The sequence below is a fragment of the Lactococcus allomyrinae genome (assembly GCF_003627095.1).
GTDB classification, from domain to species: Bacteria; Bacillota; Bacilli; order Lactobacillales; family Streptococcaceae; genus Lactococcus; species Lactococcus allomyrinae.
Genome location: NZ_CP032627.1, coordinates 641,838 through 660,877, shown reverse-complemented (window position 1 = coordinate 660,877; position 19,040 = coordinate 641,838). Strand labels below are relative to the sequence as shown.

The following is a 19,040-nucleotide window of genomic DNA, read 5'->3' as shown; positions in this document are numbered from 1 at the left end:
TCTTTTTTCTCCTATTACTTCAAGTTCTCATGCTCAAACGACGAGCTGGAACTTTATTTTTGATTAAAGCTTCTTTTACCTCATCAATAGTTATTTCTTTATAGTGAAATAAACTAGCTACAAGCGCCGCATCTGAACGAGTTTCTTTGAAAACATTGACAATATCTTCGACACTTCCACAACCTCCGCTTGCAATCACAGGGATATTTACGGATTCACAAACTATATTGAGCATATTAATGTCGTAACCTGATTTAGTCCCGTCCTTATCCATAGACGTCAATAATATCTCACCCGCTCCAAGCTGCTCACATTGTTTAACCCACCGGACAAGGTCTAAACCTGTGTTTTCTCGCCCACCCTTGATATAAACATCATAAGAACCTGCAGAGTTTATTTTGGCATCAATAGCAACTACAACGCATTGATTACCGAATTTTTCTGCTGCTTGCGTAATAAGTTTTGGATCTTTTACTGCTGCAGAATTAATAGATACTTTATCAGCCCCTTTTGATAATATTTTCTGAAAATCATCAATCGTATGAATTCCGCCACCTACTGTAAGTGGAATTGATAAAACACGCGCCGCATGTGAAATGATATCTCCAATAATTTCACGATTTTCATAAGTTGCTGTAATATCAAGAAAAATAATCTCGTCTGCGCACTGTTTTTCATATTCTTTGGCAAATTCTACAGGTTCTCCTAGTTCTTTTAAGCCAATAAAATTCGTTCCTTTTACTACTTTACCGTCTTTAATATCTAAACAAGGAATAATACGTTTACTCAACATTTCTCAGTACCTCCTCAAGATTTATCTTTCCTTCATAATAGGCTTTCCCAACGATAATCGCATAATAATCCTTTTGCCTGGCTTGAATAATATCTTCTCTATCTTTCACACCACCTGAAACTACAAATTTAAGACTCGTTTTTTGAGCTATTTCTTCATATAATGAAAAATTAGGTCCTGTCAATGTCCCATCTCTAGAAATATCTGTGATTACAACATAACCGACACCCATTTTTTCTAGTTTTTTTAGAAATATGAGATAAGGAACATCACTTGTTTTTAACCAACCACTTGTTGATACGTATCCTTTTTTTATATCTACACCCACCACTATTTTCTCTGCTCCATATTTTTTTAAAGCTGTTTTGAGAAAATCGGGATGTTCTAACGCGGCAGTTCCCAAAATAACACGGTTTATTCCTAGTTTTTCTAAATAGAGAGCAAGAACTTCAGGAGTTCTTACACCACCTCCAACTTGAATCTGAAGTTGAGTTGTTGCTTTTATTTTTTTGATTATCTCTATATTAGTCGTTTTACCTTCTTTTGCACCGTCAAGATCCACAACGTGGAGATGTTTTGCTCCCATTTTCTCAAAATTCTGAGCAATTTGTTCAGGAAATTCACTGTAGGTCGTTTGATTTGAATAATCACCGTGATAAAGGCGAACCACTTTTCCGTCTTTTAAATCAATTGCTGGAATTATTAACATAGTATCATCTCCTTAAAAGCTTTAAGTATGAGTTGACCTATTTGAGCTGATTTTTCAGGGTGAAATTGGCAACCCATCACATTACCAGAAGCTACGATAGCTGGGATTTTGACATCGCCATATTCTGTGTAGGCAATGAGTTCGTCTTTTGGACATTGCACTGCGTAGCTATGCACAAAATAAGTTTCATCATTTTCTTTTAAATATCTAAGTAGTGGATGATTTTGTGTAAAATGAAGTTGATTCCAACCCATGTGTGGAAGTTTCTCCACCGTTTGTATCAAGTTAACACTTCCTTTCAATAAGCCAAGCCCTTTTGTTTTTTCTTTTTCTGTGCCTTTTTCAAAAAGTATTTGCATTCCAAGACAAATTCCTAAGATTGGAACTCCTGCTGCTGCACGTGTTTTTATTAGTTCAACTAGATTGTACTGCGTAAGCTGTTTCATTGCTGTTGGGAAAGCTCCTACTCCCGGTAAAATCAGAGCTTGAGCTTTATTAATTTGTTCGGAATCTCTTGAAATAATACACTCCAATCCTAGTCGCTCTATTGCTCCTTGAACACTTTGAAGATTTCCTACATTGTAGTCAATAATAACAATCATTTTCTGCCTATTGTCTTTCTTATGGATGCTGATTTTATAAAATACCTTTTGAAGATGGAATTTCATCTATTTTTTTATTGTCTATGGCAACTGCTTGTTTAAGTGCACGTGCGGTAGCCTTGAATATTGCCTCAATAATATGATGAGTATTTTTTCCATAATGTTCATTGATATGTAGAGTAATCCCCGCATTAAAGGATAAAGCTCGGAAAAATTCTTCTGTCATTTCAGTATCATAGTCACCAAGTTTGTTATTAGCTGATAAATCAGCATTAAAGACCAGATAAGGGCGACCACTAATATCGAGGTCACAAGTAATTAGTGACTCATCCATCGGTATCGTAAAGCTCCCATAACGTTGAATCCCTCGTTTATCATCTAGTGCTTGGTTGATACACTTCCCAAGAACAATCGCAACGTCCTCAATCAAGTGGTGAGCATCCATTCCTACACTCTCATTATCGCCATGAGCTTTTAGTGTTAGGTCAAAATCTCCGTGATAAGCTAAAAGTGTGAGCATATGGTCAAAAAAACCAACTCCTGTAGTAATGTCACTTTGCCCTGTTCCATCAAGGTCAATTGTGATTGTAATTTGAGTTTCTTTTGTATTGCGCGTAATTTGTGCTGCCCGCATTTTTTCTCCTTTTGGTTTTAGATATGGGATTTTATACTAGTTCATCTTTAATTTTTCTAAGGAAAGTTATTAGACGAACTGCAAATATACTGTTTTGTGATAATTGGTAAAACATCTACAGCCTTGATACTGTATGTCAAGCGTAATCTTTAGTATAATTTACTCTTTGTCAAATCTTACTGTTATAGAATTCGCATGAGCACTCAGACCTTCTGATTTTGCGAACTTTTCTACATCTTCTTTAAATTTTGCTAGACTTTCCCGTGGATAGTAGCTGTATGAACTGTATTTTACAAAATCATATACTCCCAACGCAGAATAAAATTTTGCTGTGCCTCCTGTTGGAAGAACGTGATTGGTACCACTCATGTAATCACCTAATGGTTCTGGGGTATGCTCTCCAAGAAATATACTACCAGCGTTTTTTATCAATGGAAGTTTATTGAGCGGTTCTGAAGTTAGAACCTCTAGATGTTCTGGAGCGAGTTGATTGGAAACCTCAAAAGCTTCCTCAATCGTCTGAGAAAGAATTGCTCCACCATAATTTTTAAGTGAACTTTCGATAATTTTACGTCGTTCAAGTTGTTGAATCTGTCGTTCAAGTTCCTGATTGACTGCTTCTACAAGTGGTGCTGAAGTGGTGACGAGTATTGCTGAAGCAAGTTTATCATGCTCTGCTTGTGCCATCAAGTCTGCTGCAACATATTTAGGATTAGCCTTTTCATCAGCAATAATAAGCACCTCAGATGGGCCTGCAATCATATCAATATCAACACTACCGTAGCAAAGTTTTTTCGCAGTCGCTACGAAGATGTTGCCGGGTCCTACAATCTTGTCAACTTTTGGTATGGAGGCTGTGCCGTAGGCAAGAGCTGCAACCCCTTGAGCACCACCTACTTTATAAATTTTATCTACCCCTACAACTTTAGCTGCTGCAAGAATCACAGGACTGACCTTACCTCCTGCTTTGGTCGGAGTAATGATTACAAGCTCTTTAACCCCAGCAAGTTTGGCTGGTACGGCATTCATCATGACAGTAGAGGGATAAGCCGCTGTTCCTCCTGGAACGTAGAGCGCCACTCGCTCAAGTGGACGAACGATTTGCCCCATGATGATTCCTTCATCTTTGTAGATAGACCATGAGTTGCTCAACTGATGTTTATGGAATTCCTCAATTTGAGTTTTTGTACGCTCCAAAATACGGATATAATCTTCGTCTATTTGCGAAAGTCCTTCTTCGAATTCTTCTGGTGTGACCATCAAATTTTTCGTTGTGAGTGTTACTCCATCAAATTGTTTCGCATAATTAAAGAGTGCCTCATCACCTTTTGTTTTAATATTTTCAATAATTTTTTCAACAATATTGGTGATTTCTTTGGAAACTTGGGATTTTCTTCCTTGAAATTTCGTAGTTAAATCTGTTAGATTTTCTGTGTTTTCTATGATTTCTAAGAGTGTCATTTTATTTTTCCTGCTTTCTCAAATTTTGTTACCATTTGTAAAATATTTTGTTGTTTAAATCTAAAGCTGGCTTTGTTTACAATCATTCGTGTCGAGATGTCACTGATTTTTTCAATAATTTCAAGACCATTTGCTGCTAAAGTATTTCCTGTTTCCACGATGTCAATGATGGCATCTGATAGTCCTACGACAGGCCCTAATTCAACAGAGCCTTCTAGTTTGATGATTTCAACATCTTCTTTTTGGTTGGAAAAGTATGCTTTTGCCACTTTTGGATATTTGGATGCAATCCTTTTTCGGCGGTGGAATGTTTTATTTTTAAAATCTGGGTAGGCAGCTAATGCGAAATAACATTGACCAACTTGCAAATCAAACAACTCATAGTAATCATCAAAATCACTCTCTTGCAAGGTGTCTTTACCAACAAATCCAATATCAACAACACCATGTTCAAGAAAGGTGACAACGTCATTTGCTTTGCCAAAGATAAACTGTAAATCATCTGTTGTGGTCACTTCCAAACTTCGGCCCATATTGATGATTGGTTGTGTATCATAGCCTGATTTTTGAAGTAAAAGGATAAGTTGTTCTTGAATACGACCTTTTGTAACGGCGATTTTAAGCATTTGTTTCCTCCTCTATTGCTTTGAGAATATTGTCCATATGACAACAAAAACCAATCGCAGTAGTTTTAAGTTCAAACCTTGATAAAAGTTCATCATAGCGTCCACCTGAGATAATGGGTTGACTGACAACATCACTGTAAGCTGTCAGCATCAAGCCTGTGTAATAACTCATGGCTGGAACCATTGCCAAATCAATGACAATCTGATGGTCGTCAGAAAATTGCTGACAAAGTTGAGTAAGTGTACTGACAGCTTCAATCAGTATTTCATCTTGGGTAGCAGCAACTAATTTCAGTAATGACAGTGGGTCTGTCAGCACTGGCAACTTTGTCAGTAAATTTTTGAATGCTGACGGAAATTGATTACTACTTACAAATTGCTCAATACCGCTGATATTTCTTTTTTTGAGAAGTTCTGTCAACTCTTTTGATTTTTCTTGCCCAACTAATTCGCAAAGACGTTTGTAAAATTTTGCTGAGCCAATTTCAAGGACGGAATGTTTGAGGGGAATTTGTTCTAGTGTCGCAAGACTCAATGCAATAATTTCCTTGTCCGCAAGTTGTTCTTGGGCTCCCAATAATTCAATGCCAATTTGATAAGACTCCGTACGGCGACCTTTATGCCGTTTTTCTTTTCTAAAAACCTTGCCAAAATAGACATAACGTTCAACTTCTGAATTTCTTGTATAGGCATAAGTTCGTGCTAAAGGGATGGTGAAATCGTAGCGCAAAGCGATAGATTTTCCTTCATGATTAATCATCTGAAAAAGTTTCTCTGATTTAAAATCTGAACCAAGTTGGGTGTAAAGTTCAACGTATTCAAAGTTAGGCGGCATTACTTCTTGATAGTTCGCGTTAATAAATATCTCGCGCAATATTTTTTCAATTTTTCTTAGATTAGCTACTTGTATAAGTGACATTTCCGCTGACTCTTCTGGAAGCAGATAGTGATAGTTGTTCATTTATAACTCCTTATAGTTAGAGTGTTCTGAAAGCTTTTGATTTACTTTATTTGAGTGCTGTTGGAGCATCTTAATGAAATATACAAAATATAAATTTTTTATTGAAACACTTTTATTTTTTTCTTTCTTCAAGATATTGTTTTAAAAACTGCGCAACTCTTTTCATTTGATCATCAGTACCGATTGTAATGCGCAACCAATCGTTAAGACGCGGTTTTTGCCAATGTCGCACAATAATTTTTTCATCGTAAAGCGCATTAAATAACTCTTTTCCCGAAATTTTAGGATGTTTAACAAATACAAAATTGGCTTTAGAGTCTGTCAGTTCAAAACCAAGCGTTATCAGCGATGCTTTGAACCATTCTCGCGTAGAAATAATTTTTTTAACAGTATGGTCAAAATATTTTTGGTCTAAAATACTAGCAATCCCGATTTCTTGTGCCAAACTATCCACAGGATACGAATTAAACGAATTTTTAACGTCATATAGTTTACTAATCGCAAACTCATTCCCCAAAGCTACACCCAAACGGATACCAGCAAGCGCGCGTGATTTTGAAAAAGTTCGTGTAATCAATAAATTTTCATATTTATCCAAGAGGGAAATCGCTGATTGTCCACCAAAATCAACATATGCCTCATCAATTAAAACAAGAGAATCTGGATTTTTTTGCAAAATATACTCAATTTCGTGTAGATTTATCGCCAAACCAGTCGGAGCATTAGGATTAGCAAAGACAATCCCACCATTTGGCTGACAATAATCTGCAAAAACTAAACGGAAATCCTGAGTAAGAGCTACATTTTTATACTCAATATCGTACAAATCACAGTAAACAGGATAAAAGGAATAACTAATATCTGGTATTAACAATGGCTTATCACTATTAAAAAAAGTTAAAAACGAAAGAGAAAGCACCTCGTCAGAACCATTACCAATGAATATTTGTTGCTCAGATAACCTATAATATTGAGCTAATTCTGCACGAAGTCGATCGGCATCAGCTTGCGGATAAAGCCGAAGATCCTTACTGTCATACTGACGAAGCTGTTTCGTCACTAAGGGACTGGGAGGATAGGGGTTCTCATTCGTATTAAGCTTTATCATATCCATAAAATCAGGTTGTTCACCCGCAACGTAAGGGTGAACTTTACGTAGATTATCTTTCCAAGACATAAACATTCCTTTCATAAGTTCCTTTTTTTCTGTCAGTATACTGACAGAAATTGATATAAAAAAACCGCCTAAAAGCGCGAGGCTTAAAGGACGGCATATCAATCGTGGTTCCACCTTTTTTCGTACTCTTTTCACAAAAAGTACCTCTGTAAGTATAAACTCAAGTTATAACGGGACAAACGTTTTCTGTCAGTGCTGACAGAAAAAAGATTGCGATGAGTGTGGTTCATTTGTCATAACAGACCTCTTTCTCAGCAACGAGGCTCTCTTTTCTGCTACAAACAAATTACTCTTTCATCTCTATTTTTAAATTATTTTAAATTATCTGAATTTTAGCATAAACATTATTTTCTGTCAAGAATAAATTTATTCTTTTTTTCGTTTATATAGTCCAGTGATAAAATAAAAAGGAATAACAACAACCAATGCTCCAAATTCCCAAAGCAATTGTTCAACTTCAACCTGTGTGAGTAATCAGATACTGACTAAAATAGCCACACTAGGAATAACCTAACCAAACGGCAATCTAAAAGACTGTTTAACCTCTTTTTTAGTTTTTGCAAAGACCAAAACAGCGAGACAAGTCGGGACATATTGAGCAAAGTGCGAAAGTGCTGAAATCAGAGCAAGCTGAGAAAAAGCACCTGACCATGCGATTACAAGAACAATGATACTAGGAATAATAATAATAAAAATACAAGGTGCATTAAATCTATTTCTTCTCGCAACCACTTTAGATAGCATTTTATTTTCGGTTAAAGCATCCTTCAAATAAAGCAATCCTCCTGTTGAAAGCACTACTCCAGCTGCAATTAGATCTCTATCAAAACTTCCTGCAACTTTTTCAAAAGCATCTTGAATAGGCACTGAACTTGCTGATAACGAATGGCTTTCTAAAATACCAACTGCCACTACTTGTATTAAAACATAGAATACCACGATGGCAAATGTCGTCAATATAAAAATACGAGGCAAAATTTTCTTTGGATTTTCCATATCACCAGCTACGACAACTAGCTCCTCAAAGCCTGTAAAAATATAAAATAAAGTAACCGTGTTGTTTTTTATTCTAATTTATCTTTGATTTCTCACAACACTCTACAAAGTGCTCAAAAATCTCTAGTTGCAACTTATTTGAACGCCACATATTCTCTGGATGCCACTGAACCGCTAAAATATCTTCTTCCTTTGATTCAATCGCCTCAACAACTCCATCATAAGCTGTTGCAATCACATTAAAACCTTTCGCTAAATCTTTAACAGCCTGATGATGGCGCGAGTTAACATAAGCCTCAGACCCAAAAGTTTCATACAAATGACTTGACTCGTCAATTTTTACGTGATGTGTTGGGAAACCGCCTGGTGCAGATTGACTGTGTTTGAGATTGCTCCCCAGATTTTGTACGGCCAAATCTTGATAGAGTGTCCCTCCAAATGCCACATTAATAAGTTGTAAACCACGACAAATCCCAAATATAGGTTTATTTGCTTTCCTTGCAGCTTTCACTAGAGCAATTTCATAATAATCGCGTTGATAAGCTGTACGACCTATTTCACGAATTGGCTCCTCACCAAAAAAAGTTGGATCAATATCTGGACCGCCTGGAATAATCAACCCATCAAATAATCTCACAGCTTCTCTGGCAAACTCGTCAGCAAGACTCACATTCTCAGGAAACGGTAATATAATCGGAATTCCTCCCGCTTCAATAATCACTTCTTTCAAATCTCTTGGAGCAAAATCAGCAAAATTCTGATTGATAACTCTAGAAGGCTCGACCATACTATCTGCTGTTATAGCAATAATTACTTTCATCATATTTTTCCCCACTAAAAATTTCACTTAACAAAAGCTAATACATTTATTTTCAGTCAATCATCTGGTTTCTTCACTCTGAAATCACTATTATAAAGTATGTACCAAAGTATCCACAATTATATTCTTTTTTATATACAATTGCAATAACTTATCAATAATATTAAATGAAATATATTTTTATAAATAAAAAAGTTCATGGCAGAAAATAATTCCACCATAAACTCTTATAAAGTTAATAATTATCAAAAATTAGTTTTTTATCGCTGAAGCAAATTCTTCTTTTTGAAAAGCTTCTTCAATAATTGATTTCAATTGTGCACCAGAGGCTTGCATTTTTTGCATTTCAGCATCATTCAATGGGATATGAATTGGATTCACAACACCTTCAGCTCCGACAACTGCTGGTTGACCCAAGTAGCAATCGTCAATTCCATATTGGCCATCTTGAAAAACAGATACTGGCAAAACAGAATGTTCGTCGTCAAGGATTGCTTTTGTGATACGAGCAAGAGCTACTGCTACACCATAGAAAGTTGCACCTTTTTTGGCAATGATTGAATAAGCGGCATCACGAACAGATTCGAACAGTTCAACAATTTCTTCTTCATTGAGATATTTATTTTCTTGGAACCATTGTTCTAATTTAACACCCGCAACATTGGCATGTGACCAAACAGCAAACTCTGAATCACCATGTTCACCCATGATATACGCATGAATTGAACGAGCATCAACGCCAACTTTTTCTCCCAAGGCTTGACGGAAACGAGCAGTATCAAGTGATGTTCCTGAACCTACAACACGGTTTTTAGGGAAACCAGAGAATTTCCATGTTGCATAAGTCAAAATATCTACTGGATTAGCGGCAACAAGAAAAATTCCTTTAAATCCTGAATCTACAATTTTAGTAACAACATCTTTAGTAATACGAAGATTTTTTTCAACTAAATCAAGACGAGTTTCACCTGGTTTTTGTGGTGCTCCAGAAGTCAAGACAACAAGGTCAGCATCATGAGCATCAGAGTAATCTGCAGAGTAGATTTTTTTAGGCGAAGTAAATGCCAATGCATGAGAAAGATCTTCTGCATCTCCTTGAGTTTTTTCTTTAAAAATATCAACGATTCCCAATTCTTGGGCAATTCCTTGGTTTACGAGCGCAAAAGCATATGATGAACCTACTGCACCATCACCAACGAGGATTACTTTTTTACGTTGTTTTTCAGCCATGATTTCTTTGATTCCTTTCAAATTACGAATGAGTTTATGTTTTAATTTAGTGAATATCTACCCTTATTTAGCATTGCTTAAAGAACAGATTGAGCTATTTTTGTCAAAAATATTTGACATTGTATCAGGAAATAAAGTCTGTCAATATTGACAGACTTATTTGTCATATTCTTTTTTTCTTTAGGTTTATTTAACTGTACGAATACGCATTGTATTTGTGCGTCCTGAACCAACTGGTACACCAGCAACGATGATAATATTATCACCAGATTCAACTAAACCAGAAGCCAAAGCCGCTTTTTCAGCTACTTCAAACATATCATCAGTTGAAGCAGGTTTTTCAGTCAACAATGGAATAACTCCCCAATTAATCATCAAGCCACGTTCAACTTTTTCGTCAAATGTAACAGCCAAAATATCAGCGTCTGGACGATGTTTAGAAATCAAACGCGCTGTGTTACCTGACTCAGTCAAAGCAACAATCAACTTGATATCCATTGCTTCAGCAGCATTTTTAACTGATGATGCAACAACTTCTGTTACAGTTGCTTTATCATATTTTTCTGGATGAAGACGACCGTATTCTTTCAACATTGTTTGAGCATTTTTGTTAACAGTAGCCATTGTGCGAACTGATTCGCGTGGGTATTTACCATTAGCAGACTCACCTGAAAGCATTGTAGCATCTGTACCATCAATAACTGCGTTGAACACGTCAGAAATTTCTGAACGAGTTGCACGGGGTTTTTCAGTCATTGATTCAAGCATATTCGTTGCGGTAACAACCATCTTACCAGCTTTATTAACTTTACGAATAATTAATTTTTGGTAAACTGGAACCATTTCAAACGGTACTTCAATCCCCATGTCCCCACGAGCAATCATGATACCATCTGCTGCTTCAATGATTTCATCAAGGTTATCAATCCCTTGTTGGTTTTCGATTTTTGCAAGAAGTTGAACATGTGCATTGCCAGTTTCTTCACAAATTGCACGTACTTCATTAACATCTTTAGCAGAACGTACAAACGAGATGGCAATAAAATTCAAGCCTTGTTCAAGCCCAAAACGGATGTCTGCATTATCACGTTCAGCAAGTGCTGGGAAAGGAATTTTTGTGTTAGGAATATTGACACCTTTTTGTTTACCAACAAGTCCGTCATTTTGAGCTTCAACAACAAATTCACGAGTAGCAACATCTTTTTCAAGAACAGTCAGACCCAATTTACCATCATCAATCAAAATAGTTTGACCGATTTCAACGTCGTCAAAAATATCAAGTCCACCAGCAACATTCAAAGCAATTTTTTCAACAGTTGAAGTCAAGCCTTGCTTAGTTGCCACGCGGAATTTATCGCCTGTAAGGAATTTATATTCGTCTGCGCCGTCTTCATAAACTTCAGTACGCATTTCAGGACCTTTAGTGTCAAGCAAGAAACCAACTTTACGTCCAGCGATTTCTTCAGCACGACGTACAGTTGCCATACGTGCACCTTGTTCTGGGTGATCACCGTGTGAGAAGTTGAAACGGAAAACGTCAGCACCTTCCTGAATTAGAGACGCAATTGTTTTTGCTGAAGTTTCAACATCAAGTTCTTCTCCCCAATAACCTTTTTCACCAAATTTTTTACCACCGCGAGTTTCAACGGCAGGGCCAAGAGTTGAGACGATTTTTACACGTTTATTCATTATGTGTTTTCTCCTATAAAAGATTTTATTATCTGTCTCTAGCTATGCGTACTTCAACACTTAACTAGAAACTAGAATGCAGTAACTTAATTAAGGTTGAGATTGTTCAGGTCTGAATTCAGACGGTAGAGTTCAAGACCAGCTTTGTGTGGGTTGTTCACTTTGATACCACCATCTTCAGTCAAACTGAATAAGGCATGTTCTTCAGCGCTACCTAAAATTGGGCTTTCCACAAGTTCTTCATTATGAATACCAACGGCTACGCCTCCGATACCATCACGAAGTAATTCAACGGCACGAGCACCCATACGTGAAGCAAGAACACGGTCACGAGCTGTTGGAGAACCCCCACGTTGAATGTGTCCAAGAACAGATACACGCAAGTCCCCTTTATATCCAGCTTCCTTGAGTTTTGAGGCAAATTCCTCACCTGACATTACACCTTCAGCAAGAACGATGATATGGTGATTTTTACCTTTTTCATAGCCTTTGTTGATATTGTTAACAACGTTTTCAAATTTGAAGCTCTTTTCTGGAATGCAGATATCATCTGCTCCAGCCGCAATACCTGACCAAAGTGCAATATCTCCAGCATTACGTCCCATTACTTCAACTACAAATGTGCGGTTGTGTGATGATGATGTATCACGAATTTTGTCAAGAGCATCAACAACAGTTGAAACAGCGGTATCAAAACCAATCGTGAAGTCAGTTCCCACGATATCATTGTCAATAGTACCTGGAAGGCCGACTGCTGGGAAACCATGTTCAGTTAGGCGCATTGCACCATGATAAGAACCGTCACCACCGATAACTACTACACCTTCGATGCCATGTTTTTTTAGTTGTTCAATACCAGCAAGTTGCCCTTCAATTTGAGCAAATTCTGGATAACGTGCTGAATACAAGAAAGTACCACCACGTCCAATTTTATCACCAACTGATGCCGAAGTGAGCGGGAAAATATCTCCTGCAACCATACCAGCATATCCGTGATTAATACCGTAAACTTCGATACCTTCAGAAATCGCTTTACGAACAACGGCACGAATAGCCGCGTTCATTCCTGGTGCATCACCACCAGAAGTCAAAACTGCAATGCGTTTCATTAGAGATTTGTCCTCCGAATTATAAGATACATAATTCCATCAGTACTGACAAGGATTTATCAGTAACTTTATAAATCATGCTCATTTATTATCTAGTTCATTATATCACGTATTTTCAAAAAAATCCTCTAATAAACTGTGTAAACCGTTTACATTACAAAAAATTTTTGAACCCTTAAGTTGCAAAGGTTTTCTCGTATTTTTTAATGAAATTTTTCTGCCAATTCAAAATTTTCATGGTTATTATTAGTAAAAGTTTTTCATTCTCATCTACGACAGTATAGCATAAAAAAGTAAAACATTTTTTACAATTTTATGTCTTAAATACACGAGTATAAATCATTTTTTTAACTTATCGACTGCTTCCATTTTGTCTATAGTTTTAAATATTGATTTTACTTTGATGGGCTAAATTCAAAAGCCGAATATCATAACGATATTCGACTTTTATTAGTATTACTTGTTCTTAACCGAATCTCTTTTGACCATCAAGATAAGTCGCAACAAGGTTCATTTCGCTATCAAGGACAATGAAATCTGCGTCCAAGCCCGTTTTAATTTGGCCACAAACATCGTCAATATTAACTGACTTAGCTGGAGTTAAAGATGCCATCATAATCGCTTGGGCAGGAGTTGCAATCCCCCAATCAACAACATTTTTTACAGCTGTTTTCAATGTTAAAATAGAAGCTGCGGGACGACCTGTTGGAAGCCATGCTGCGCCATCACGTACTTCAACTTCGTATTCACCAAGCATATATGGTCCATCTGGTAGTCCTGCTGCACGCATCGAGTCTGTAATTAAAACAACATGGTCAGCCCCCTTCATCTTCATCACAATTTCTGCTGCTTCAGGGCGAACATGATGACCATCACAAATAAGCTCAGCATAAGTATTTGGCGTGTTTAGAATCGCCCCCACCATCCCTGGTTCTTGATGAGTCATTCCTGACATCCCATTGAATGTATGAATCCACATCGTTGCACCTGCTTGAACTCCTGCTACAGCTTGTTTATAAGTCGCATTGGAGTGACCAAGGGCAATGGTTACACCTGATTCTGTAGCTTTTCTGATAAACTCCTCTGAACCTTCACGCTCAGGTGCCAGTCCGACTTTTTTTAACATCCCATGTGCTGCATTTTGCCAATCTTCAAGTTCCCACATTTTCGCATCACGCATATATTTAGGATTTTGCGCTCCTTTGTGTTCTTCTGTGAAAAATGGTCCTTCAAAGAAAATACCGCGTACTTTGGCCCCACGCGCTTCTTGGTAATGCTCGCCAACAACGCTACAGACTTCTTTTAATCCCTCATGATTATCTGTCAATGGACTAGGTAGAAATGAAGTAACTCCAGCCGATAATAGCCCTTCAGACATGGTGCCCATGATTCCCTCAATTTCGGCATCTTGTGCATCAGCCCCACCAAATCCGTGAATATGTGTTTCTACAAGTCCTGGTGCAATAGATTTTCCAGAATAATCCAAAATTTCAGCGGAAGTTGGTATTTCTTCTGTCCAGTCACCAAATTTTCCATCAACAATTTCAAGAAAACCACCTTTTTTAATTTCATAAGGATAGAAAAATTGGTCAGCTTTGATGTAATAAGTCATAAAATCCTCCTAGTTTAACACATGAGCAATGCAGGATTAAAATTAGAGTGCTAAAAAATTTTGCAGATTCTAATTTTAACTTTTCTCAAGTTTCTTGCATTCTGAATAATTTGCTCTTTTTCAGTTTATTTTATCACGATTTTTACCTTCTGTCAATAAGAAGTATATACCAATTAAACTGACAGAAGTTACTTTCATACTGAAAAAGTCTGTCAGTATACTGACAGACTTTTTGTCATTGCTTATTAGAAAGTTGTAGAAGCTTTGTTTTGATTTCTTCTTCCATTTTTGCCATTTCAATCTCACCTTGTTGACGTTTTTGACGACCATCAGCTTGGATACGCATGGTTTCTTGAATCGTATCTACTAAATTTTGTTGAGTTAATTTCAATGTTTCAATATCAACTAACCCACGTTCATTCTCAATAGCTGCTTCAATCGTTGAATTTTTGAGCATCTCCGAATTTTTCTTGAGCAAATCATTTGTCGTCTCAGAAACAATCCGCTGGCTCGTCAACGCATCTTTTTGCTTCAGCAAGGTCAATGCAATCGCAACTTGATTTTTCCAAAGCGGAATGGCTGTATTGATTGACGTTTGAATCTTTTCTGCCAATTCTTGATTGGTATTTTGAATCAGTCTAATCTGAGGCGCTTGTTGAATTGTCAACTGGCGAGCAAGACGTAAATCATGAGCACGTTTTTCCAAACGATTTTTGTAAGATTCCAAATCATTCACTTTTTGGACAACGAGAGCATTATCTGTTGATTGCTGCGCTTCAAGGCGAGCCTTAGGCAACGTTTCATTATCCAACTCCTGAACTTTTAATTCCGCTCCTGCGATAAAAACATTGAGCGCTTTAAAATAATTCAAATTTTCATCATAAAGTTTGTCCAAAGTTTCATTATCTTGCAATAATCCCTGTTGTTCATTGTTCAATTTTGCTGAAATCTTATCAATTCCCGCCCCGATTTTTTGATACTTTTGAGTCACCTCAAAAATTGATTTTTTAACTTTTCCAAACATCTTAGTGAACAAACCTTTGTTCTCCGCGACTAACTCATTAGGATTAGCTTGCTGTAAGTTAAACATCAGGTCTGTCAGCGATATCCCCACTTCTCCGAGGTCTTGAGCTTGTACTTTATTTAAAACACTTTGCGAAAAAGCCGAAATTTTATCTTGCGCATTTGCTCCATAAGCAATGACAGACTGTGCGCTATTTTCGTCAAGCTGTTTTGAAAGTTCTTTTGCTTTTTCCAACTCCTCAGGTGAAAGTGCGTCAACAGCCGCTAAGGAAGCGCTTTTATGCATCTCTACAATTTCTGACTTTTGCTGTTCATCAAGTTGCTCGGCATCTTTGATGACCTTATCATTATTTAGTAAATCATCTAAAATCGGATTCTCCATGAATTTTTTGTCCTTTATCTATTTTTCTTAATTATAAACGATTCCTGCCAAAAATGACAGGAATTTTTTAATAATTTATTTCTGTCAGTATACTGACAGACTTATCAGCTATGCTGACAACTCTTTTATTCGCTGATAAATACTTACAGTAATCACACGCATCGGTTGTGCTATCAGTCAAAATTCACTTGATGTTTAATCACATTAACATCATCCATAAGAATTTCATGATAATTTTTTGAAATTGCTCCTGACAAAGTTTTAATCAGTAATAACGTTTCATCCAAATCACGTTTAATATCATCAGTTCTTACAGATTGCTTTTTCATCTCAATGAATTTTTCTGTCAGTTTGACCATATTTGGTAAGTTTTTGTATAGAAACTCATTTTGCTTTGTCAGCTCTTGAGGATTTTGCACAATATATCTGAAAGTTTGTTTACTTGAGTCAAGCCCACCTGTTACAGACTCAACAACTTGTAAATCATCATCTTTCTTTTGATGTGTTTCCCAAGTTTCAATATTTGCTTTTGCTTCAGCCAAATTTTCACGTAAAATCTTGATATCGCTATCAGAAAGTCCTGCTTCATGGTAACGTTCCATATTTTCTTTCAAACTCATTGATTTATCCTTATAACCTCCACGTTCCTCACGACGATTTTTGCGCATAAAGCCAATACCAATAATCATTTTTACAATCAAGAAAAAGAGAATCAAACCAAAAATCATGTTCACAACTCCCCAATGTCCACCACCCGCCATCATTCCTTGATGATTCATAAACAAACTGACTGGCATATTTTTTTCCTCCTGCTTGCGTCCTGTTCTCACAAGTTTCTAATTTCAAATTCATTTTTATTTTAGCAAGTGCCTACTAATTTTTCCATCTATGGTGGTAAAACAAACAGCACTCAGCTCTGTTTTCGTTAGTACTAACATCTTTCTAAAAAAATGAAGTATTCACTTCAAACTAGCCCTATCAGGCTATATCTATATTTTATCACATTTTTGGATAGTGAAATCATACTTAGGGCTGATTTTTAATCTTGCTTATGATAAAATGAAAGGGAAATAGAAATACATGAAAGCGTCTGTTTTTTTATACTAAACAAGTGATAGTAAATAAAATCGGCTATTTCACATCTTATGAGAGAGGCTCATTCATATGAAACCACAAAAAATCGCGGTCCTAGGCCCAGGGTCATGGGGTACTGCCCTTTCACAAGTCCTAAATGATAATGGTCATGAAGTACGTATCTGGGGAAATAATCCAGAGCAAATTACGGAAATTAATGAACAACATACAAATCAACGTTATTTTAAAGAGGTCATTTTAGATAAAAAAATCAAGGCATTTACAAATTTAAGTGAAGCTATTGATGGAGTTGATGCTATTCTTTTTGTTGTTCCTACAAAAGTTACTCGCCTTGTTGCCAAGCAACTTGCCGAAGTTTTAAAGCATAAAGTCCATATTCTTCACGCATCAAAAGGTCTTGAGCAAGGAACACATGCCCGTATTTCAAGTATTCTTGAAGAAGAAATCCCTGCTGAATATCGTGGAGAAATTGTAGTTGTATCTGGACCTTCTCATGCCGAAGAAACAATCGTTCGGGACATTACTTTAATCTCTGCTGCTTCAAAAAATCATGACGAAGCAAAATATGCACAAAATATTTTTAGTAATGACTACTTCCGCCTTTATACCAATACTGATGTGGTTGGAGTGGAAACAGCGGGTGCGCTTAAAAATATCATTGCCGTTGGTGCTGGTGCTCTTCACGGTCTTGGATTTGGAGATAATGCAAAAGCCGCAATCATCACACGCGGGCTTACCGAGATTACACGTCTCGGTGTAGCAATGGGTGCTGAACCTTTAACTTATAGTGGACTTTCTGGGGTTGGCGATCTCATCGTCACAGGAACTTCCGTTCACTCGCGAAATTGGCGCGCTGGAGATGCACTTGGTCGTGGAGAAAAGCTTGAAGATGTTGAGCGCAATATGGGTATGATTATTGAAGGTGTTTCAACAACAAAAGCCGCTTATGAATTAGCACAACAACTTAATATTGATATGCCAATCACTGAAACTATTTATAAAGTTTTATATGAAGGACTTGATGCTAAAGTTGGTATTCTTGACATTATGCGCCGAGAAACACGAGCAGAAAATGAATTCACCAATTGACATATCTTGTGAATACAAATAAAATATGTTATATTTGTAACTGTTTACAAAAAAGGAGCTTCTATATCTTATGAATCAAACTAAAGCTAGAAAAGTCCGTAAGGCTGTTATTCCTGCGGCAGGTTTAGGTACTCGTTTCTTGCCTGCAACAAAAGCAATGGCAAAAGAAATGCTTCCAATCGTTGACAAACCCACAATCCAATTTATTGTTGAAGAAGCCTTAAAATCAGGCATTGAAGATATTTTGATTGTTACAGGTAAGGCAAAGCGTCCTATTGAAGACCATTTTGACTCCAATCTTGAACTTGAGCAAAATTTACTGGAAAAGGGTAAAACTGAATTATTAAAACTCGTTGAAGAAACCACAGACATTAATCTTCACTTTATCCGTCAATCTCATCCAAAAGGTTTAGGCCATGCTGTACTTCAAGCTAAGGCTTTTGTCGGAAATGAACCTTTTGTTGTCATGCTTGGGGATGATTTGATGAATATCAATGGTGAAGGTACTCCACTTACTAAAGAGCTTATCTCCGATTACGAAAAAACTCACGCTTCTACTATTGCTGTAATGAAAGTCCCTCATGAAGATGTTGATAAATATGGTGTTATTGCACCTGATGGCGAAGTCTCTAAAGGACTTTATAATGTCAATCATTTCGTTGAAAAGCCAAAAGTTGAAGAAGCACCTTCTGACTTAGCAATCATTGGTCGCTATCTCTTAACACCTGAGATTTTTGATGTATTAGAGTCACAAGCACCAGGTGCAGGTAACGAAATTCAATTAACTGATGCCATCGAACGCCTGAACAAAACTCAACGTGTTTTTGCACATGAATTTACTGGAAAACGTTATGATGTTGGAGACAAGTTTGGTTTTGTTGAAACAACTATTGAATATGGACTTGAACACCCTCAAATTAGCGAAGATTTGAAAGCTTATATTATCGCTAAAGCTCAAGAACTCACTAAACAATCAAATACTAAGGTTCCATTAACCAATAAAAAATAAGAAAGTTGCCCTCAAGGCGCTTT

At 36.8% G+C, this 19,040-nt stretch carries 18 protein-coding genes; 2 read left to right on the top strand and 16 right to left on the bottom strand.

All coding sequences use genetic code 11. The features are described from left to right. Positions 1 to 19: 19 nt before the first annotated feature. The 16 genes from hisF to D7I46_RS03165 all read right to left on the bottom strand — a co-directional run bounded on the left by hisF (position 20) and on the right by D7I46_RS03165 (position 16,621). Entirely contained in the window at positions 20 to 793 is a 774-nt protein-coding gene (gene hisF, locus D7I46_RS03240) for an imidazole glycerol phosphate synthase subunit HisF (RefSeq protein ID WP_120771574.1), read from the bottom strand. Then, on the bottom strand, positions 783 to 1,502 hold the full coding sequence (gene hisA, locus D7I46_RS03235; RefSeq protein ID WP_120771573.1) for a 1-(5-phosphoribosyl)-5-[(5-phosphoribosylamino)methylideneamino]imidazole-4-carboxamide isomerase: 720 nt from the start codon (positions 1,500 to 1,502) through the stop codon (positions 783 to 785). Before hisA ends, hisF begins: the two co-directional genes overlap by 11 nt. After that, on the bottom strand, positions 1,496 to 2,104 hold the full coding sequence (gene hisH / locus D7I46_RS03230) for an imidazole glycerol phosphate synthase subunit HisH (RefSeq protein ID WP_120773275.1): 609 nt from the start codon (positions 2,102 to 2,104) through the stop codon (positions 1,496 to 1,498). Before hisH ends, hisA begins: the two co-directional genes overlap by 7 nt. A 34-nt stretch (positions 2,105 to 2,138) precedes the next feature. Then, complete coding sequence (gene hisB / locus D7I46_RS03225; RefSeq protein ID WP_120771572.1) at positions 2,139 to 2,738, bottom strand: imidazoleglycerol-phosphate dehydratase HisB; 600 nt, start codon at positions 2,736 to 2,738, stop codon at positions 2,139 to 2,141. A 159-nt stretch (positions 2,739 to 2,897) separates the two neighbouring features. Then, the gene (gene hisD, locus D7I46_RS03220) at positions 2,898 to 4,199 is read right to left on the bottom strand and encodes a histidinol dehydrogenase (RefSeq protein WP_120771571.1); all 1,302 of its coding nucleotides are present in this window, start codon (positions 4,197 to 4,199) and stop codon (positions 2,898 to 2,900) included. Next, positions 4,196 to 4,825: an ATP phosphoribosyltransferase gene (gene hisG / locus D7I46_RS03215; RefSeq protein ID WP_120771570.1), complete on the bottom strand. Its 630-nt coding sequence runs from the start codon at positions 4,823 to 4,825 to the stop codon at positions 4,196 to 4,198. The genes hisD and hisG overlap by 4 nt, the downstream gene beginning before the upstream one ends. Next, positions 4,818 to 5,786, bottom strand: coding sequence for an ATP phosphoribosyltransferase regulatory subunit (locus D7I46_RS03210; RefSeq protein ID WP_120771569.1), 969 nt, complete (start codon positions 5,784 to 5,786; stop codon positions 4,818 to 4,820). The genes hisG and D7I46_RS03210 overlap by 8 nt, the downstream gene beginning before the upstream one ends. Before the next feature lie 112 nt (positions 5,787 to 5,898). After that, entirely contained in the window at positions 5,899 to 6,963 is a 1,065-nt protein-coding gene (gene hisC, locus D7I46_RS03205) for a histidinol-phosphate transaminase (RefSeq protein ID WP_120771568.1), read from the bottom strand. Between the two features lie 510 nt (positions 6,964 to 7,473). Continuing rightward, the gene (locus tag D7I46_RS03200) at positions 7,474 to 7,959 is read right to left on the bottom strand and encodes an APC family permease (protein WP_240424481.1); all 486 of its coding nucleotides are present in this window, start codon (positions 7,957 to 7,959) and stop codon (positions 7,474 to 7,476) included. Between the two features lie 73 nt (positions 7,960 to 8,032). Then, positions 8,033 to 8,779: a gamma-glutamyl-gamma-aminobutyrate hydrolase family protein gene (locus D7I46_RS03195; RefSeq protein WP_205570830.1), complete on the bottom strand. Its 747-nt coding sequence runs from the start codon at positions 8,777 to 8,779 to the stop codon at positions 8,033 to 8,035. Between the two features lie 252 nt (positions 8,780 to 9,031). Further along, entirely contained in the window at positions 9,032 to 10,009 is a 978-nt protein-coding gene (locus tag D7I46_RS03190) for an L-lactate dehydrogenase (protein ID WP_120771565.1), read from the bottom strand. Between the two features lie 186 nt (positions 10,010 to 10,195). Next, positions 10,196 to 11,698 (bottom strand): pyruvate kinase, encoded by a 1,503-nt coding sequence (gene pyk / locus D7I46_RS03185; RefSeq protein WP_120771564.1) that lies wholly within the window; start codon positions 11,696 to 11,698, stop codon positions 10,196 to 10,198. Positions 11,699 to 11,784: 86 nt separating this feature from the next. Beyond that, on the bottom strand, positions 11,785 to 12,807 hold the full coding sequence (gene pfkA, locus D7I46_RS03180) for a 6-phosphofructokinase (RefSeq protein ID WP_120771563.1): 1,023 nt from the start codon (positions 12,805 to 12,807) through the stop codon (positions 11,785 to 11,787). 466 nt (positions 12,808 to 13,273) lie between these two features. Continuing rightward, complete coding sequence (gene nagA, locus D7I46_RS03175) at positions 13,274 to 14,419, bottom strand: N-acetylglucosamine-6-phosphate deacetylase (protein ID WP_120771562.1); 1,146 nt, start codon at positions 14,417 to 14,419, stop codon at positions 13,274 to 13,276. Between the two features lie 235 nt (positions 14,420 to 14,654). Then, complete coding sequence (locus D7I46_RS03170; RefSeq protein ID WP_120771561.1) at positions 14,655 to 15,824, bottom strand: toxic anion resistance protein; 1,170 nt, start codon at positions 15,822 to 15,824, stop codon at positions 14,655 to 14,657. A 173-nt stretch (positions 15,825 to 15,997) separates the two neighbouring features. Then, entirely contained in the window at positions 15,998 to 16,621 is a 624-nt protein-coding gene (locus D7I46_RS03165) for a 5-bromo-4-chloroindolyl phosphate hydrolysis family protein (RefSeq protein WP_120771560.1), read from the bottom strand. 367 nt (positions 16,622 to 16,988) lie between these two features. Between D7I46_RS03165 and D7I46_RS03160 the strand changes: the two genes are divergently transcribed. Then, positions 16,989 to 18,008: an NAD(P)H-dependent glycerol-3-phosphate dehydrogenase gene (locus tag D7I46_RS03160; RefSeq protein ID WP_120771559.1), complete on the top strand. Its 1,020-nt coding sequence runs from the start codon at positions 16,989 to 16,991 to the stop codon at positions 18,006 to 18,008. Positions 18,009 to 18,078: 70 nt separating this feature from the next. Further along, entirely contained in the window at positions 18,079 to 19,017 is a 939-nt protein-coding gene (galU, locus tag D7I46_RS03155) for a UTP--glucose-1-phosphate uridylyltransferase GalU (protein WP_120771558.1), read from the top strand. Positions 19,018 to 19,040 lie beyond the last annotated feature (23 nt).

Bases quoted from the DNA above. Each gene is read 5' to 3' on its own strand.
- hisF (WP_120771574.1), bottom strand. From the start codon at position 793: ATGTTGAGTAAACGTATTATTCCTTGTTTAGATATTAAAGACGGTAAA.
- hisA (WP_120771573.1), bottom strand. From the start codon at position 1,502: ATGTTAATAATTCCAGCAATTGATTTAAAAGACGGAAAAGTGGTTCGC.
- hisH (WP_120773275.1), bottom strand. From the start codon at position 2,104: ATGATTGTTATTATTGACTACAATGTAGGAAATCTTCAAAGTGTTCAA.
- hisB (WP_120771572.1), bottom strand. From the start codon at position 2,738: ATGCGGGCAGCACAAATTACGCGCAATACAAAAGAAACTCAAATTACA.
- hisD (WP_120771571.1), bottom strand. From the start codon at position 4,199: ATGACACTCTTAGAAATCATAGAAAACACAGAAAATCTAACAGATTTA.
- hisG (WP_120771570.1), bottom strand. From the start codon at position 4,825: ATGCTTAAAATCGCCGTTACAAAAGGTCGTATTCAAGAACAACTTATC.
- D7I46_RS03210 (WP_120771569.1), bottom strand. From the start codon at position 5,786: ATGAACAACTATCACTATCTGCTTCCAGAAGAGTCAGCGGAAATGTCA.
- hisC (WP_120771568.1), bottom strand. From the start codon at position 6,963: ATGTCTTGGAAAGATAATCTACGTAAAGTTCACCCTTACGTTGCGGGT.
- D7I46_RS03200 (WP_240424481.1), bottom strand. From the start codon at position 7,959: ATGGAAAATCCAAAGAAAATTTTGCCTCGTATTTTTATATTGACGACA.
- D7I46_RS03195 (WP_205570830.1), bottom strand. From the start codon at position 8,779: ATGAAAGTAATTATTGCTATAACAGCAGATAGTATGGTCGAGCCTTCT.
- D7I46_RS03190 (WP_120771565.1), bottom strand. From the start codon at position 10,009: ATGGCTGAAAAACAACGTAAAAAAGTAATCCTCGTTGGTGATGGTGCA.
- pyk (WP_120771564.1), bottom strand. From the start codon at position 11,698: ATGAATAAACGTGTAAAAATCGTCTCAACTCTTGGCCCTGCCGTTGAA.
- pfkA (WP_120771563.1), bottom strand. From the start codon at position 12,807: ATGAAACGCATTGCAGTTTTGACTTCTGGTGGTGATGCACCAGGAATG.
- nagA (WP_120771562.1), bottom strand. From the start codon at position 14,419: ATGACTTATTACATCAAAGCTGACCAATTTTTCTATCCTTATGAAATT.
- D7I46_RS03170 (WP_120771561.1), bottom strand. From the start codon at position 15,824: ATGGAGAATCCGATTTTAGATGATTTACTAAATAATGATAAGGTCATC.
- D7I46_RS03165 (WP_120771560.1), bottom strand. From the start codon at position 16,621: ATGCCAGTCAGTTTGTTTATGAATCATCAAGGAATGATGGCGGGTGGT.
- D7I46_RS03160 (WP_120771559.1), top strand. From the start codon at position 16,989: ATGAAACCACAAAAAATCGCGGTCCTAGGCCCAGGGTCATGGGGTACT.
- galU (WP_120771558.1), top strand. From the start codon at position 18,079: ATGAATCAAACTAAAGCTAGAAAAGTCCGTAAGGCTGTTATTCCTGCG.